Annotated in this window: 15 protein-coding genes; 10 read left to right on the top strand and 5 right to left on the bottom strand. The window is 49.3% G+C overall.

Features of this window, described 5'->3' with window-relative positions:
• The first annotated feature begins 33 nt into the window (after positions 1–33).
• The 4 genes from tpx (at position 34) to ABR335_RS06490 (ending at position 4,036) form a co-directional block, all read left to right on the top strand.
• Complete coding sequence (gene tpx / locus ABR335_RS06475; protein ID WP_014097732.1) at positions 34–537, top strand: thiol peroxidase; 504 nt, start codon at positions 34–36, stop codon at positions 535–537.
• A 109-nt stretch (positions 538–646) separates the two neighbouring features.
• Complete coding sequence (locus ABR335_RS06480) at positions 647–1,648, top strand: class I SAM-dependent methyltransferase (protein WP_061086538.1); 1,002 nt, start codon at positions 647–649, stop codon at positions 1,646–1,648.
• 209 nt (positions 1,649–1,857) lie between these two features.
• Complete coding sequence (locus tag ABR335_RS06485; protein ID WP_014097734.1) at positions 1,858–3,048, top strand: acetate kinase; 1,191 nt, start codon at positions 1,858–1,860, stop codon at positions 3,046–3,048.
• 157 nt (positions 3,049–3,205) lie between these two features.
• Positions 3,206–4,036: an EcsC family protein gene (locus tag ABR335_RS06490; RefSeq protein WP_014097735.1), complete on the top strand. Its 831-nt coding sequence runs from the start codon at positions 3,206–3,208 to the stop codon at positions 4,034–4,036.
• 30 nt (positions 4,037–4,066) lie between these two features.
• Here the strand turns inward: ABR335_RS06490 and ABR335_RS06495 are convergent, their stop codons facing one another.
• Positions 4,067–4,531, bottom strand: a complete 465-nt coding sequence (locus ABR335_RS06495) for a universal stress protein (protein ID WP_013859933.1) — start codon at positions 4,529–4,531, stop codon at positions 4,067–4,069.
• Positions 4,532–4,837: 306 nt separating this feature from the next.
• On the opposite strand from ABR335_RS06495, the gene ald reads away from it, so the two are divergent.
• The gene (gene ald / locus ABR335_RS06500; RefSeq protein ID WP_017551276.1) at positions 4,838–5,953 is read left to right on the top strand and encodes an alanine dehydrogenase; all 1,116 of its coding nucleotides are present in this window, start codon (positions 4,838–4,840) and stop codon (positions 5,951–5,953) included.
• Positions 5,954–6,032: 79 nt separating this feature from the next.
• On the opposite strand, the gene ABR335_RS06505 is transcribed toward ald, so the two are convergent.
• Positions 6,033–7,127 (bottom strand): M24 family metallopeptidase, encoded by a 1,095-nt coding sequence (locus ABR335_RS06505; protein ID WP_017551274.1) that lies wholly within the window; start codon positions 7,125–7,127, stop codon positions 6,033–6,035.
• Positions 7,128–7,280: 153 nt separating this feature from the next.
• Between ABR335_RS06505 and ABR335_RS06510 the strand changes: the two genes are divergently transcribed.
• Together ABR335_RS06510 and ABR335_RS06515 are read left to right on the top strand one after the other, a co-directional pair.
• Entirely contained in the window at positions 7,281–7,964 is a 684-nt protein-coding gene (locus tag ABR335_RS06510; RefSeq protein WP_014097738.1) for a metal-dependent hydrolase, read from the top strand.
• A 204-nt stretch (positions 7,965–8,168) separates the two neighbouring features.
• The gene (locus ABR335_RS06515) at positions 8,169–9,485 is read left to right on the top strand and encodes a CBS domain-containing protein (protein ID WP_014097739.1); all 1,317 of its coding nucleotides are present in this window, start codon (positions 8,169–8,171) and stop codon (positions 9,483–9,485) included.
• 20 nt (positions 9,486–9,505) lie between these two features.
• Here the strand turns inward: ABR335_RS06515 and ABR335_RS06520 are convergent, their stop codons facing one another.
• Positions 9,506–9,814 (bottom strand): YtpI family protein, encoded by a 309-nt coding sequence (locus tag ABR335_RS06520; RefSeq protein ID WP_017551272.1) that lies wholly within the window; start codon positions 9,812–9,814, stop codon positions 9,506–9,508.
• Between the two features lie 83 nt (positions 9,815–9,897).
• Here ABR335_RS06520 and ABR335_RS06525 point away from each other — a divergent pair, with 83 nt between their 5' ends.
• The gene (locus ABR335_RS06525) at positions 9,898–10,836 is read left to right on the top strand and encodes a DHH family phosphoesterase (RefSeq protein ID WP_026683646.1); all 939 of its coding nucleotides are present in this window, start codon (positions 9,898–9,900) and stop codon (positions 10,834–10,836) included.
• Between the two features lie 42 nt (positions 10,837–10,878).
• Here the strand turns inward: ABR335_RS06525 and ytrI are convergent, their stop codons facing one another.
• Together ytrI and ABR335_RS06535 are read right to left on the bottom strand one after the other, a co-directional pair.
• Entirely contained in the window at positions 10,879–11,385 is a 507-nt protein-coding gene (gene ytrI, locus ABR335_RS06530; RefSeq protein ID WP_014097742.1) for a sporulation membrane protein YtrI, read from the bottom strand.
• Positions 11,382–11,714, bottom strand: coding sequence for a YtrH family sporulation protein (locus tag ABR335_RS06535; protein ID WP_013859924.1), 333 nt, complete (start codon positions 11,712–11,714; stop codon positions 11,382–11,384). Before ABR335_RS06535 ends, ytrI begins: the two co-directional genes overlap by 4 nt.
• Positions 11,715–11,859: 145 nt before the next feature.
• On the opposite strand from ABR335_RS06535, the gene dnaE reads away from it, so the two are divergent.
• Together dnaE and ABR335_RS06545 are read left to right on the top strand one after the other, a co-directional pair.
• The gene (gene dnaE, locus ABR335_RS06540; protein WP_350346668.1) at positions 11,860–15,204 is read left to right on the top strand and encodes a DNA polymerase III subunit alpha; all 3,345 of its coding nucleotides are present in this window, start codon (positions 11,860–11,862) and stop codon (positions 15,202–15,204) included.
• A 93-nt stretch (positions 15,205–15,297) separates the two neighbouring features.
• On the top strand, positions 15,298–16,530 hold the full coding sequence (locus ABR335_RS06545; protein WP_350346669.1) for an NAD(P)-dependent malic enzyme: 1,233 nt from the start codon (positions 15,298–15,300) through the stop codon (positions 16,528–16,530).
• Positions 16,531–16,586 lie beyond the last annotated feature (56 nt).

Raw genomic sequence — 16,586 nt, forward strand, 5'->3', positions numbered from 1 at the left:
TGAAAGCCCCGGTAAAAATAAGGAGGGTATCTCATGGCTTCGGTTACATTTAAAGGAAATCCAGTCACATTGGAAGGGACAGAAGTGAAAGTCGGCGATAAGGCACCGGACTTTACGGTTCTGGATAATGATTTGAATGAGGTGACATTTTCGGATACAAAAGGCGGCGTCCGCATCTTCAGCGTTGTTCCGTCGATTGATACCGGTGTTTGTGATGCACAGACGCGCCGTTTTAACGAAGAAGCGGCAAAACTCGGGAAAGAAGTCAACGTTTATACTTTTTCCTGTGACCTGCCTTTTGCGCAAAAAAGATGGTGTGCGGCGTCCGGGCTTGACCATGTAAAAGTGTTGTCCGACCACCGCGACCTGTCTTTCGGCAAAGCTTACGGGGTTGTGATGAAAGAACTTCGCCTGCTTGCCCGTGCCGTATTTGTCGTAGATTCCAATGATACGGTTACATATGTGGAATATGTAAGCGAAGGCACCAACCATCCTGACTACGAAAAAGCATTGCAAGCTGCAAAAGATGCAGAGTAAAACAGGTATTCGCGTCAAGAAAAGCGAAGAGCACTTGCTATACTGCGATAAAATCCCCGATCTCCATCGGGGATTTTATATGGAAGAAGAATACGAAGGAGGAGCATGAATGTCGGACTCTCCTGTTGAAACCCTTTTTAACGTTTTAAACGAATCCGCACACATTTTGGAAAACCGCCTCTCTGTTCCGTACCTGGAAGCTGTGGCGATGACCGGGGAAAACTTATTCAGCGGAAGCATCCGCCAAAATGGGATCGGTGCGCATGATGAAAACCGCCTTGAAAACCTATACGGAACGGTCCGCCTCGAGGATTTTACCCGCGAGCAGATCCGGAAAGCCTACCAGCTCGCCATTCTGAAGGGGATGAAAGCAAACGTCCAGGCAAACCATCAAATGACACCGGATTCGATCGGTCTATTGATGAGCTATTTTATCGGCAAGTTTACAGAAGATACCAGTGCGTTTTCAATTTTGGACCCTGCGGTGGGCACCGGCAATTTGCTTGCGACCATTTTGAACCAGCTCAGTGGGAAAAACATCACCGCTTACGGCGTGGATATCGATGATGTGCTGATCCGGCTCGCATACACGGGGGCAAACCTTCTGCACCATGAAATCGAACTGTTTACGCAGGATGCCCTGTCCCAATTGTTCATTGACCCTGTCGATGTTGTTGTTTGCGATTTGCCAGTCGGGTACTATCCGAATGATGCGGGCGCCGCGGATTACAAGCTGAAGGCAGATGAAGGGCATTCGTACGCCCATCATTTGTTTATCGAGCAGAGCCTGAGAGCGGCGCGCCCGGGCGGATTTTTGTTTTTTCTCATCCCAAACGGATTATTTGAAACAAAAGAAGCTCCGAAACTTCGCCAGTTTTTAAAAGAAGAAGCGGATATCCAGGCGATTTTGCAATTGCCGATGACCATCTTCAAAAACGAGCAGGCTGCCAAAAGCATTTTTGTCATCCGCAAGAAAGCGGAAGACGTAAAAGCACCGGAACAAGTGCTGCTGGCGTCGCTCCCGTCCCTGTCTAACGAGGGGGCGCTAAGGCAGCTGATGGCAAAGATTGACGCCTGGTGCAAAGAAAATATCCAAAGCGGCAAAATTTGACGAATTGGGAAAAATGGGGGCTGGAAAGCAGGAAATTGCGTTCCGGCCCCCATTTGTTTGTTTTTTTATGGTATCATTTTATATGTTCCCGGGAGACGGAACCAAAAACCGGTTGAAAAAAGTCGGATAGAATGGCAAAATGAGAAAATGAGATCACTATTTTAAAAAAATAAAAGGGTTCATTTGATTTTGCGAAGGGAAGACGAGCAATGGCAAAAATTATGGCAATTAATGCGGGGAGCTCCTCCTTAAAATTTCAATTATTTGAGATGCCGAATGAAAGCGTTATAACGAAAGGCCTGATTGAACGGATCGGGTTAAACGATGCCTTGTTTTCCATTACGGTAAACGGGGACAGGGTGAAGGAAATTACCGATATTCCGAACCATGAAATTGCCGTGCAGTTTTTATTAAAAAAATTAACGGAAACCGGCATTATCCGGTCTTTGGATGAAATAGAAGGCGTGGGCCACCGGGTTGTGCACGGCGGCGAAATTTTCAATGATTCTGCTGTCGTCAATGACCAGGTGCTCGCGCAAATTGAAGATTTGGCGGAACTCGCGCCGCTTCATAACCGGGCGAACGCAACGGGGATCCGGGCGTTCCGTGCCGTGCTGCCGGATGTGGTTCAAGTGGCCGTGTTTGATACCGCTTTCCACCAAACGATGCCGGAAAGTGCTTTCTTATACAGCCTCCCCTATGCATACTACGAAAAATACCGGATCCGCAAATACGGGTTTCATGGCACTTCCCATAAATATGTGGCGATGCGTGCCGCTGAGCTGCTCGGCAGGCCAATTGAACAGCTGCGCCTGATTTCATGCCATTTGGGCAACGGGGCAAGCATTGCGGCGATCCAGGGCGGCCGGTCAATCGATACGTCCATGGGCTTTACGCCATTGGCCGGCGTGACGATGGGCACGCGCTCCGGCAATATCGACCCCGCACTGATCCCGTTTATTATGGAGAAGACAGGCAAAACGGCAGAAGAAGTGCTCGAAGTGTTAAACAAAGAATCCGGGCTTCTCGGCATTTCGGGCGTTTCCAGCGATTTGCGCGATATCCAGGTGGCGGCGGAACTCGAGCGGAACAAGCGGGCTGAACTGGCGCTTGACATTTTTGCAAGCCGCATCCATAAATACATCGGGTCGTATGCGGCGAAAATGGCCGGCGTCGATGCGATTATTTTCACGGCTGGCATCGGGGAAAACAGCGATGCCATCCGCGCAAGAATTTTAACGGGACTGGAATTTATGGGCATTTACTGGGACCCGACTTTGAACCAGATCCGCGGGACGGAAGCGTTTATCAATTATCCGCATTCCCCTGTAAAAGTACTCGTTATCCCGACAAACGAAGAGCTGATGATCGCACGCGATGTTGTCCGGCTCTCTTCATGACCGCGGAATCTTAACGGCTGGCGCCGACAGTTTGCTTTCCTGCTGCCCGTGCCCGAATAAATTGTTTCAGGGTCACTTTGGCATGGCATAAACGAACAGCCGTCCATGAACTTTATGATATAATGGCTGTAAAACAGCGTTAGGGAGCGGATTGAAAATGGCGGAATGGACAGGCAGGGAAAAAATTGTACTGGATGAAATCAACGACTGGGCGGAGAAGCTAAAAACGGCCGGAAAAGAAGGGGACGGGCGCAAGCAAAAACTGGATGCGCTCTTTGCCCATTTTCCGGATGAGGCGCTCGAAAATATTCATGAAAAAATAGATGCTGTTTTGTTTCAAATCTGTTCATTTGCCGATGAAAATCTGCCTTACGGGCATGAAATCGAAAAAATACTTGCTGCGGGGCGGCTTTTTGACAGTTCTGTTGCAACGATTCCCGATATGAGGAAGCTTACCATCGACCAGGCAGGGTTTATTGCGGCGCGGCAGCAGGCAAAATACCGCCGTTTCTCACTCTTCGAAGGAGCATTGAGCGGGACGGGGAAAGCTGTTTTTGCCGCGGCGGATCCGTTTTTCCTGCTGGCTGTGAATCTCCGGGCGGTCCAGCTCACCGGTGCAGCTTACGGATTTGAAACAAAAACGCCCGGCGAACTCGTGGCGGCGCTGAAAATGGTGCTGATGGCCGCTGCCCCGGACATGGTGAAATATGCGCTCTGGGAAGAATTGATGGATGAACTGGAAGCGCGCGAGACCGGCTTCTATGTGGGAAACGATAAGTTATTCCACCGGTATTTGTGGCCGGGGGCAATCGGGCATGCCGGCAAACTCGCTTTTCTGGCGCTGCTCCGGCCGAAAAAGCGGGGAGAAAACAGCTGGGCCGGGATGGCCATCGGGGCTCTTACAAACTACTATTTTTCTAAAAGGGTTTGTGAAATTGCGGAGAAATATTATCAATACCGGTTTTTAACAGAAAAAAGCGGCCGTTAAAAAACCAGCCCGTAAAAGGCTGGTTTTTGCTTAATTTTCCCCTTTGCCTTCTTCTTCCTTAGGCGTTCTCACGACAAGCACATCGCAGGGGGAAGTGCGGACAATATGTTCGGAAACGCTTCCGATCAGGAGCCTTTCCACCGCGTTTAAACCGGTTGCGCCGCACACAATTAAATCCGCATGCACTTTCGGCGCGACATTTTTTGTGATTTGAAGTTTTGGAGAGCCGAGCTGGATGATCGTCTGGACTTTGATCCCTTTTTCTGCGGCGCGGTCTTTATAATTGCTTAACAGTTCATCCCCAAATTTTTCGTTTTGCTCATAGAGCGTTGAATCAATCGGGGTCAAAGTGGCGAGTGCTCGGTTATCGACCACATGGACAACCGATAATTCGGCCCCATTCCGTTTGGCGATTTCAACCGCTTTCGTAAAAGCCCAGTCGGCTTCTTTGGAGCCATCTACCGCTACTAAAATATTCCGGTATTGTGTGCCCATCTTCTTTCATCTCCTTTATAAACTGCCTGCCTTTCATGTCTATTTTACTAGAATTTTCCGGGTTTGTGTGCGAAAAATGAAAAAACCTGGCGATCTATTTTTTAATCAAAAAGGGCGGAAGCCAGGAAAAATAAAAACGCTATCCCGTTCCCGGGCGCGAATAAGAAATTTGCAAAAAAAGCATAGGAAAAAGAGGGAATTTTTGCTACACTAAAGATGTTTAAGAAAGTTTTCAACCGTTTGATATGTTTTCTTACAATAATAAGAAAACGGATTGCAAAACACGAACAAGAGGAGGAACTTTCTATGCGAATTGGCGTACCAAAAGAAATTAAAAACAATGAAAGCCGTGTGGCCATGACCCCGGCCGGCGTTGTGACCCTGACCAAAGCGGGGCATGAAGTTTTTATTGAAAAGAATGCGGGCCTTGCATCGGGGTTTAGTGATGAAGAATATGTAAAAGCCGGTGCCCGGATCGTTGAGACCGCTCGTGAGGCGTGGTCTTTTGAAATGGTTATGAAAGTGAAGGAGCCGATCGAAAGCGAGTACCGCTATTTCCGTGAAGGCATGATTTTATTTACATATTTGCATCTTGCTGCAGCACCAAAGCTTACGGAAGAACTGCTGAAAAAGAAAGTGACCGGCATTGCTTATGAAACCGTGCAGCTTGCCAACCGTTCGCTGCCGCTTCTGACGCCGATGAGCGAGGTGGCGGGCAGAATGGCGCCGCAGATTGGCGCACAGTTTCTTGAAAAAAATAACGGTGGAAAAGGGATCCTGCTTTCCGGCGTACCGGGCGTCAAAAGAGGCAAGATTACGATTATCGGCGGCGGGGTTGCCGGAACGAATGCGGCAAAAGTCGCGATCGGCCTTGGGGCGGATGTGACCGTTGTCGAATTGAATCCGGATCGCTTGCGCCAGCTTGATGACATTTTCGGCAGCAAAATTACAACCTTGATGTCGAATCCATACAATATTGCGGAAGCAGTGCGTGATGCGGACCTTGTCATCGGATCCGTTCTGATCCCGGGTGCAAAAGCGCCAAAACTGGTAACGGAAGAGATGATCAAAGCGATGCAGCCGGGCTCTGTTGTCGTGGATATTGCGATTGACCAGGGTGGCAGTTTTGAAACGACAGACCGTGCCACGACACATGATGATCCGGTTTATATCAAGCATGATGTCGTCCATTATGCAGTCGCAAATATTCCGGGCGCGGTTGCCCGCACATCGACGATTGCCCTTACCAATGTGACGGTGCCGTACGCGGTGCAAATTGCCAATAAGGGGTATGAGAAAGCGGTTTTGGAAAATGAAGCGCTGTTAAAAGGGGTCAATACGCTGTCAGGACATGTGACATATCAAGCGGTGGCCGATTCACTCGGGCTCTCCTATACAGATGTGAAAACGCTTTTAAAATAAGTTTTGAAAAGCCGGCTGCAAGAATTGCCGGAACAAAAAAAGAAGCACAAGCAGCATGAAAGCCGCTTGTGCTTCTTTTTTAAACATATTGCAAGGCTTTCGGGTACTTTGTCAGCACTTCGGCACCCGTTTTTGTAATGCAGACGTCATCTTCAATCCGGACGCCGGCAACCCCTGGCACGTATATCCCCGGTTCGATCGTGAAGACCATCCCTTCTTCAAGCACCAGCTCATTCGTATGGGTGACAGAAGGATATTCGTGGATGCTGATCCCGAGGCCGTGGCCGAGCCGGTGTGTAAAATATTCGCCGTATCCCGCGTCTTCAATGATGCGGCGTGCAATCAAGTCGAGCTCTTTTGCCTTTACCCCCGGTTTTGCTGCCGCAACGGCCGCTTCTTCCGCTTTTAATACCGTTTCGTAAATCCGGGTTTGCTCTTCGTTAAGCCCCCCGAATGCGACCGTCCTTGTAATATCGGAACAGTAGCCTTGATGCACAACGCCAAGGTCAAATAGGACAAAATTCCCTTTTTCGATCTTGTCAAGGCCGGGGACGCCGTGCGGGGAAGCCGCCTTCGCACCTGAGAGGACGGTGGTGGCGAAGCTCATTTCTGAAATCCCTTTTTCTTTCATTGCAAATTCAATGGCTGCCACGATTTCAAGTTCGGTTTTCCCTTCTTTAATTTCGCGGATGCCCGTTTCAACGGCCAGGTCGGCAAAAGCAGCCGCTTCCCTTAAAATCTTCCGTTCATGCTCATCTTTAATAAGGCGCATCATGCGCAGTTTTTCTTCAGCAGCGGTAAAGCGGGCGCCGCCAAACCGTTCTTTCAGCGCTTCGAACCGTTCCACGTTCAAATGCTCTTTTTCAATCGCTAACGTATGGACATCACCGATTCGCCCGCGTATTTCTTCCGCAACCAAATCCCACGCGTTATCCGTATCCTGGATGCCGAGAATGTCATATTCCCAGCCGGCTTTTTTCGCGTCATACGCCTCCATTGCCGGGCAGACGAGAAACGGCTCTTTTTCCTGGAATACGCAAATGCCGAGCAGCCTTTCGTGTGGGTCGCTGCGGTAACCGCTCAAATAAAAGACATTGTCGGGCGATGTAATAAAAGCGGCATCGGTCTTTTCCGCTTTCAGCCACGCCGCCACACTTGCTAAACGCTTATTCATTCCATTCATCTCCTTATCAGACGTTACTAGCATAGCAAAAAACAAGTTAAGATGCTACAGGTGAAGCGCGAGGCAGGATTACGGGACAAAGAAATAATATAATGAAAGTGGCCCCTAAAAGCCGTACAAATTTTTAAAAGGAGTGATATGTTGATGAAAGTTTCTTTTCACGGCCATTCGATTGTAAAAGTGGAAACGGAGGGCAAAACGATACTCTTTGATCCATTTATTACCGGCAACAGCCAGACAGACCTGAAAGTGGAGGAAGAAAGCCCGGATGTGATTATTCTCACACATGGGCACGGCGATCATATCGGGGATACAGAAACGCTTGCCCGCAAAAAGAATGCGCTTATTATTGCCAATAATGAAATCGCAAATTACTTTGCCTGGAAAGGGTTGAATACGCATCCGCTCCATATCGGTGGCTCGTACCAGTTTGATTTCGGGAAAGTGAAGCTTACCCAGGCGTTCCACGGCTCGGCGGTTGTGGATGACGAAAAGAAAGAAATCGTTTACCTCGGGATGCCGACGGGCGTTTTGCTGATGGCGGAAGGGAAAACGATCTACCACGCCGGTGATACCGGGCTGTTCTCGGATATGAAATTAATCGGCGAACGCCATCCGATTGATCTTGCATTTCTTCCGATCGGCGACAACTTCACGATGGGACCGGAAGACGCAGCAGTGGCGGCAACATTTTTGCAGGCGAAAACGGTCGTGCCGATCCATTACAATACGTTCCCGCTCATTCAGCAGGATCCGCAGAAATTTATCGATTTGCTCGACGGCGTAAACGGTAAAATTATGAAAGCCGGAGATGCGATCGAATTGTAACAGAGGCCCAAGATTGGTAAATACAGGGGTTCGCTTGCAGCCGGCATGTGCTGAAAAAGTGCCGGCCGCACTTCCCCTTTTCCATGATGGAAAGATAAAGGTGCCTGATTGCCCTTTCCCCCTTTTTCCATCTATAATAGAAATATACAGATTGCTCCATACATATTCCTTGAAAGCGGACAAAAACGGAAAGAAGGTGAAAAAATGGCGACAAAGCACGAACAGATTTTACAATATATCAATGAGCTGCCGGTCGGGGAAAAAATATCCGTCCGCCAGATTGCAAAAGCGCTGAATGTCAGTGAAGGGACCGCCTACCGCGCCATTAAAGATGCTGAAATAAAAGGGTATGTCAGCACGATTGAACGGGTCGGCACCATCCGGATTGAGCAGAAGAAAAAAGAGAACATTGAAAAGCTGACCTTTTCGGAAGTCGTCAATATTATCGACGGCCAGGTGCTGGGCGGAAAATCCGGCTTGCATAAAACGCTTACAAAATTCGTGATCGGCGCCATGGAGCTTGAGGCGATGTCGAAGTATACGGATCCGGGGAGCCTGCTCATTGTCGGAAACCGCACGGACGCGCATGAACTGGCGTTAAGGTCAGGAGCTGCCGTTTTGATCACCGGCGGATTTGATACGAAAGATTATGTAAAAAAAATTGCGGATGAAAAATCGCTGCCGATCATCTCGACGAGCTACGACACGTTTACCGTTGCGACGATGATTAATCGTGCTGTCTATGACCAGCTGATCAAAAAAGAAATTATTCTCGTTGAAGATATTTTAACACCGATTGAAAAAACGGCTTATTTGAATACAACGGACACGGTTCAGGACTGGTACCGCAAAAAACGGGAAACAGGCCACTCGCGCTTTCCTGTTGTCGACCGCAATTTAAAGGTGGCGGGTATTATTACTTCAAAAGACGTGATGGAAACCGACACGCACTTAAGCATCGAGAAAGTGATGACGAAAAATCCGATTACGGTCAGCGAAAAAACAAGCGTTACATCTGTTGCCCATATGATGGTCTGGGAAGGGATCGAAATCTTGCCGGTGACCGACGATTTTAACCGGCTGAGGGGGATTGTCAGCCGCCAGGACGTCTTAAAGGAGCTGCAAATGACACAGCGCCAGCCGCAAGTCGGGGAAACGATCGACAATATCGTCACGACCCAGCTTGATGCATCATCGGCCAAAACGGAAGACCCGGATGATTACCAGTTTGAAGTGACGCCGCAAATGACCAACCCTTTAGGGACGATTTCATATGGTGTATTCACGACACTCGTGCACGAAACGACCAACCGCTTTTTGCGCTCCAGAAAAAAAGGCGAAATGATCATCGAAAGTTTAACGGTCTATTTTATCAAACCAGTCCAGCTCGAAAGTATGATCCGGATTGTACCGAAAATTCTCGATTCCGGCCGGAAATTTGCCAAAATTGATGTCGAAGTCTTCAACCAAGGCAGCCTTGTTGGTAAAGCCCTGCTGATGTGCCAACTGATTGAAAGATAACGGTACGTGCCCACTCCTTTTTACAGTGTGCGCCGCGATTCGTTTCTTTCTTTCTGCATTTCGGGCCGGTAAAACTGCAGTCTTTTGAAACCACCTGCGATATTGAACAGCCCGAGCGCGATAAAAATGGCTGCGATGGCATAGGTGACGGCAGTGTGAAACAGAAACAATTCATTCACGCCGAACAAAAAAATAAACGAACCGAGCGCCATATTGGCTTTGGCAGAGAACACCTTTTTTTCCATCGCTAAAAGGCTGCGGATGTATTTTAGTTTAAAATATACATACACGCAAAGGGATGCGAGAATCAAAACGGCAAGGATCGGCATCGTGCACCTCCAAATTGGGTTGTCAGTATTTTCTTCTATTTTACAAAATGAAAAAAGAACTTGCCAGAGAAACGGGGAGTAAGATGAAAACAAAAATTTTACAGACGATCAAGCTTTTTGACACGATCATCATCCACCGCCATGTCCGGCCTGATCCGGATGCATATGGATCGCAGGGGGGACTTGCGGAAATATTGAAGGCGTCTTTTCCGGATAAAAACATTTACATCGTGGGCGATGATGAACCGGACCTCGCCTACTTGAATAGGATGGACAGGATTTCCGATGAAACGTACCGCGGGGCGCTTGTCATCGTTTGTGATACCGCGAACCGCGAGCGGATCAGCGACCAGCGTTTCCATCTGGGGGAAAGGCTGATCAAAATCGACCATCACCCGAACCATGATGCTTACGGGGATTTGCAGTGGGTCGATGAAGACGCGTCCTCTGTCAGCGAAATGATTTATGAGTTTTACTTATCGGGGAAAGAAGAAGGGCTCAGGATGACAGATGCCGCGGCAAGGCTGCTGTTTGCCGGCATTGTCGGGGATACGGGCCGGTTTTTGTATCCGAGTGCGACGGAAAAAACATTTGACTATGCCGGAGAACTGATCCATTACCATTTTGACCGGACAGCGCTCTTTAACAAGATGTACGAGATTGAACCAAGTGTGGCCAGGCTGCAAGGGTATATCTACCAGAACCTGGACATTCTTGAGCACGGGGCGGCCATCGTCGTGCTGAAAAAAGAACTGATTGAAAAATTCGGCGTAACGGTGCGCGAAGCCTCCCAGCTTGTCACCACGCTCGGCGATATTAAAGGGCTTAAAGCCTGGTGCTTCTTTATCGAAGAAGAAGGCCAAATCCGCCTCCGTTTCCGCTCCAAAGGCCCTGCCATCAATGAGCTGGCCCGCAAATACGGCGGCGGCGGGCATCCGCTTGCGGCCGGGGCCACCGCGTATTCGTGGGAAACGGCAGAGGCGGTAAAAAAGGAATTAATCGCGCTCTGCAAGGAAGGGTAAAAAAAGAAGGCAGAACCGCCGGAAAAGCGGATTTGCCTTCTTTTAGTCTGCCAGCTTTAAATTCAGGTGGACGCGGACAACGGAGTAAAACAAAATGTCCCGCACTTCGAAAGTATAGCGGCGGTGGTTGATTTTAATGACTTTGTTTTCAAGCATGCGGGTGATCAAGTCTTTGTTCAAATAAGCGGTTTTTAAATTTTTTGCAATCAGCGGGCTTAAGTCATGTTTAATATCCTCTTCTGCTTCAAAAATGCTTTGTGAATCGTGAATGTCATATTTTTCGTAGTTGCTGATTTTCACGTCAATACGCTGGATGGTCAGGAGCTTTTCATTTTTTTGATTGAGCTTTTTATAGTCTTCCTGCCAGATCGCCTTTTCCTGTTGCAAATCCTGGATCGTTTTTTCCTGTCGTTCAATCATTTGCGCCTGCCTTTCCTGCATGACACCGAACATGTACAGAAAAATCAGCCAGCAGATGCACCCGCCCACGATAAATCCGGCCATGAACCGCTGCCAGCCCGGTTTCCGGTAAAGCGGCGGGATTCTCATAGCACATTCTCCTGGGTTATCCATGAAATAATGAGCGCGGCCGTTTTGGCACCGCCCATGGCCGACAGAATTAAAAGCAGCTGCTTGAACAATACCATCGTCTCGCTTTCCAAAAATCCTTTTTCAAAGCTGTAAACGGTATCGAACGTCCCCCCGATGGCGGCAATGATCGCCCAGATGCGGAGGTCACGCGCAATCTTCGAAATTTCCGTCAAAAGCGGCTCGCCGGTAATGAACGAAGCGAGTCCCCCGATCAAGGCGCCGCCGAACATTACGCCGAATGCGATAAAATAGCTGTTGAAAAATGCGGGAAAAAATCCTTCGCTCAACCGAACCATCCCCATCTTTTCTTCATTACTAACAATATATGGGACAATGCATGCCTGTATGAAATCGAACGTATCTTCTTTTTTGCTCGCGTGAAAACATGTATAATAAGAATCATGTACAGGTACGAATAGGAGGCAGTTTACCATGCGTTTTGTCCATTTACAGGTCCAAACGGCCTACAGCCTGCTGGAAAGTACGATCTCCATCCCTGAATGGGCGGCGTACGCAAAAGCGCTTCATTACGACACCCTTGCGATCACGGACCGCAATGTGATGTACGGGGCCTTTCCTTTTTACAAGGCTTGCCGCGAAAATGGCATTAAACCCATTATCGGCATGACAGCGGATATCATGAGTTCGTTTGAACCTGACACAGCCTATCCGGTTGTGTTGCTTGCCAAAAACGAAACCGGCTACCGGCATTTGATGAAAATCTCAAGTGCCATCCAGACGAGACCCGAACCCGGCATTTTTATCAAATGGCTGCGCGCCTACAGCGACGGCCTGATCGCCTTTACGCCGGGGCTTGAAGGGGAAATCGAACAGGCGCTACTTAGGGGAGATGAAGCGCGTGCAGAAGAGGTTGCAGTTTTATACCGGGACATTTTCGGGCCGAGCTTTTATCTTGCACTTGAAAACAACGGGACAGTGCAAGCTAAGAAAGTGCTTCCCGATATGCACGCGCTCTCGGAAAAACTGGGTATCCCAGAAGTGGCGGCCGCAAATGTGAAATACTTAAAAAAGGAAGATGCTTTTTCTCATGAAGTGTTGCGCGCGATCAAAGCTGGGGTGAAACTGACGGATGAAAACCGGCCGCGCCCGGAAAGCGGCACGCACGACTTTAAGCCGCAAGAGGAAATGGAACAGCTTTTTGCCGATTTCCCGGAAGCTTTGGCCAATACGGAAAAAATTGCAGATGCCTGCTCTGTGGAAATCAAAACGGGACAGCGGCTGCTGCCGGCATTTCCGGTTCCGGGCGGGCAGACGGCGGATGCCTTCTTAGAAGAAGTATGCCGAAAAGGCCTTGCAGCACGCGTTCCGAATCTGGAAGAACGGTATACAGACCGGCTGGAGTATGAATTAAAAATCATTCAGGAAATGCAGTTCAGCGACTATTTCCTTATTGTCTGGGATTTTATGAAATATGCGAGGGAGCACGGGATTCTTACCGGGCCGGGGCGCGGTTCCGCTGCCGGCTCCCTTGTCGCATACGCGCTTTATATTACCGACGTCGATCCGGTGCAATACGGGCTTTTGTTTGAACGGTTTTTAAATCCGGAGCGCATTTCCATGCCGGATATTGACAGCGATTTTCCGGATCACAAGCGGGACGAGATGATTCGCTACGTTGCGGAAAAATACGGCAGACAGCATGTCGCGCAGATCATCACATTCGGCACATTTGCTGCGAAAGCCGCAGCCCGGGATGTAGCCCGGATATTCGGTCTCAGCGCAAAAGAACTTGAACAGTTGTCGCGCTTCATCCCGTCACAGCCTGGCATGACGCTTAAAAAAGCGTATGAAGCATCAAGCGCCTTTCGGGAATGGATCGGCCAATCGGATCAGCACCGCAAGCTTTTTGAAACGGCCCTGCTTTTGGAAGGATTGCCGCGCCATGTTTCGACCCATGCAGCCGGCGTCATTATCAGTGGGGAACCGCTTACGGGAATCATCCCGGTGCAGGAAGGGCATGACGGCATCTTTTTAACCCAGTATCCGATGAACCATCTCGAAGAAATCGGGCTTTTGAAAATGGATTTTCTCGGCTTGCGGAATTTAACCATCCTTGAGCATATCCTCACGGGGATTGAAAAGGGGATGGGGAGAAAAATCCGCCTCCAGGATGTACCGCTCGATGATCCACAGACATTCCGCCTTTTTAGTTCGGGCAATACGACCGGGATCTTCCAGTTCGAGTCGGACGGCATGCGGAAAGTGCTCGAGCGGCTTAAACCGACTGAATTTGAAGACATTGTCGCGGTCAATGCGCTGTACCGGCCCGGGCCGATGGAAAACATCCCGGCCTATATTGAGCGGAAACACGGGTTGAAACCGGTCGAATATCCGCATCCCGACCTCCAGCCGATTTTGGAAAAAACATACGGTGTGATTGTCTACCAGGAACAAATTATGCAGATCGCTTCAAAGATGGCGGGCTTTTCACTCGGGGAGGCGGATTTGCTCCGCCGTGCCGTCAGCAAAAAGAAAAGGGAAATCCTGGACGAACAGCGGCTGCATTTTATAAATGGCGCGCAAAAAAAAGGATATGAGAGAAAAACGGCGAATACTATTTATGATTTTATCGTCCGCTTCGCCAATTATGGTTTTAACCGCAGCCATGCCGTCGCTTACAGCATGCTCGCTTGCCGGCTCGCCTATTTAAAAGCCCATTACCCGCTCTATTTTATGGCAAGCCTTTTGACGAGCGTGATCGGCAACGAGGATAAAATTGCCCAGTATATTCGCGAAGCGCAGCAGATGGGGATCCGGGTTTTGCCGCCTTCCGTGCAGCACAGCCATTATCCGTTTACCGTGGAAAACGGCGCCATCCGTTATAGCCTTGCCGCGATAAAAGGGATCGGATACGCCTCCATCAAAGAGCTGCTTAAAGAAAGAAAACGGCGCCCGTTTAAAAGCCTGTTTGATCTTGTCCTGCGGGTGAAAGGGCTGAACCGGAAAATTTTAGAGGCGTTTGCATTCTCAGGCGCGATGGATGAGTTTGGAAAAGACAGGGCAGTTTTGCTTGCCAGCATTGATGTCGCCCTTGAGCACGCGGAGATTATGAAGCCGGATGACGGGCAGGCGGATCTGTTCTTTGAGGATGAAGCGTTCAGCATTGAACCAAATTATGTGGAAACCGAGCCGATTTCACTGATGGATAAGCTTGCCTTTGAAAAGCAATATTTGGGGCTCTATCTATCCGGGCATCCGGCCGGGCAGTACCGCCCGGGTTGGGACGAAGCCGGCGTGCTTGCAGTAAGCAAGCTTCAACCCGGCATGAGAAAAATCCGGTTTGGCGCCTGCATTACGGACACAAGAACGATCCGCACAAAACAAGGCAGCCTGATGGCATTTTTGCGCATGAGTGACGAAACGGATGAGATAGAATGTGTTGTTTTTCCGGATGTCTTTAAAAAATACAGCCCGTTATGCCAAAAAGGGTTGATTGTGGTCGTGGAAGGAAATGTTGAAAACAGGAACGGCAAAAAGCAGGTGATTGCCCGGGCGCTCGAAGATGCCAGCCCGTTCCGCAGCATGCCGACCGGTGCCACGTTATATTTAAAGATTCCGGCTGGAAAGGACCGCATGCTGCTTGTTCAAGTGAAGCAGGTGCTTGACGCTTTTCCGGGGGACTCGCCGGTCATTCTTCATTATGAAGCGGAACGGAAAACGATCCGGCTTCCGGAAAAAAACCGGGTCCGGGCGGAGGAAGCATGCCTCGGAAAGCTTACGGAACTGCTTGGTGAAGGAAATGTCATATTGAAATAAGTTTTTCTCTCTAGATTAAATATGTTATATTGTTTAATAGGCTTGTGAGTAAGAAACCGCATATCGTGCAGTGAAAACGGGGGAGTGAGGTTCATGTCATTGCGGGAAGAAGCGTTACATATGCACCGCGAACACAAAGGGAAATTGGAATCCAAGTCAAAAGTCACCGTCAAAAATGCAAAGGATCTGAGCCTGGCCTATTCGCCCGGTGTGGCTGAGCCTTGCAAAATGATCTACGACAAACCGGAAACGGTCTATGAATATACGATGAAAGGCAATATGGTCGCGGTTGTAACGGACGGCACCGCCGTTCTCGGGCTTGGAAATATCGGCCCTGAAGCCGCACTCCCGGTCATGGAAGGCAAGGCGATTTTGTTCAAAAGCTTTGCCGGCGTCGATGCCTTTCCCATTTGCCTCGATACGACAGATATTGATGAAATCGTGGAGACGGTGAAACGACTGGAACCGGTTTTCGGCGGCGTGAATCTGGAGGATATCGCCGCGCCGAACTGCTTTGTCATTGAAGAAAAGCTGAAGAAGGAAATGAATATTCCTGTTTTTCACGATGACCAGCACGGGACGGCGATTGTAACGGCTGCAGGGCTCGTGAACGCTTTAAAACTCGTTGGCAAAGAAATGTCTGAAATTAAAGTGGTGGCAAGCGGCGCGGGTGCTGCCGGCATCGCGATCATCAAACTGCTTTACAACTTTGGCGTCCGCGATATTATCATGTGCGACTCCAAAGGGGCAATTTATGAAGGGCGCCCGTTCGGAATGAACAAGGTGAAATCCGAAGTGGCCAAATATACAAACCGTGACAAAGCAGCAGGCAGCCTGGCGGATGTGATCAAAGAAGCGGATGTTTTTATCGGCGTTTCCGTGGAAGGGGCGCTGACAAAAGAAATGGTGCAGTCAATGAAAAAAGATCCGATTATTTTTGCAATGGCCAATCCGAATCCGGAAATCATGCCGGCAGATGCCAAAGCGGCCGGCGCGAAAGTCATTGGCACAGGCCGCTCCGATTTTCCAAACCAGGTCAACAATGTCCTCGCCTTCCCGGGTATTTTCAGGGGGGCATTGGATGTGCGCGCCACGCATATTAATGAAAAGATGAAACAAGCCGCTGTCCACGCGATCGCCGGTTTAATTGATGAACATGAACTGAATGCGGATTATGTCATTCCGCGCCCGTTTGATCCGCGTGTTGCGCCGGCGGTTGCGGCAGCTGTTGCAAAAGCGGCGATGGAAACCGGTGTCGCCCGCATCCAGGTGAGCCCGGAAGAAATCCGCGAAAAAACGAAACAGCTTTCCGAAATTGGCAAATAAGCATCAGATGCCGGAAAAAAAGCCGCCTTTTTGCCGGTACGGGAAAACGCCATTTG

The organism is Heyndrickxia faecalis, from assembly GCF_040267745.1.
In the GTDB taxonomy this organism is placed as follows: Bacteria; Bacillota; Bacilli; order Bacillales; family Bacillaceae_C; genus Weizmannia; species Weizmannia faecalis.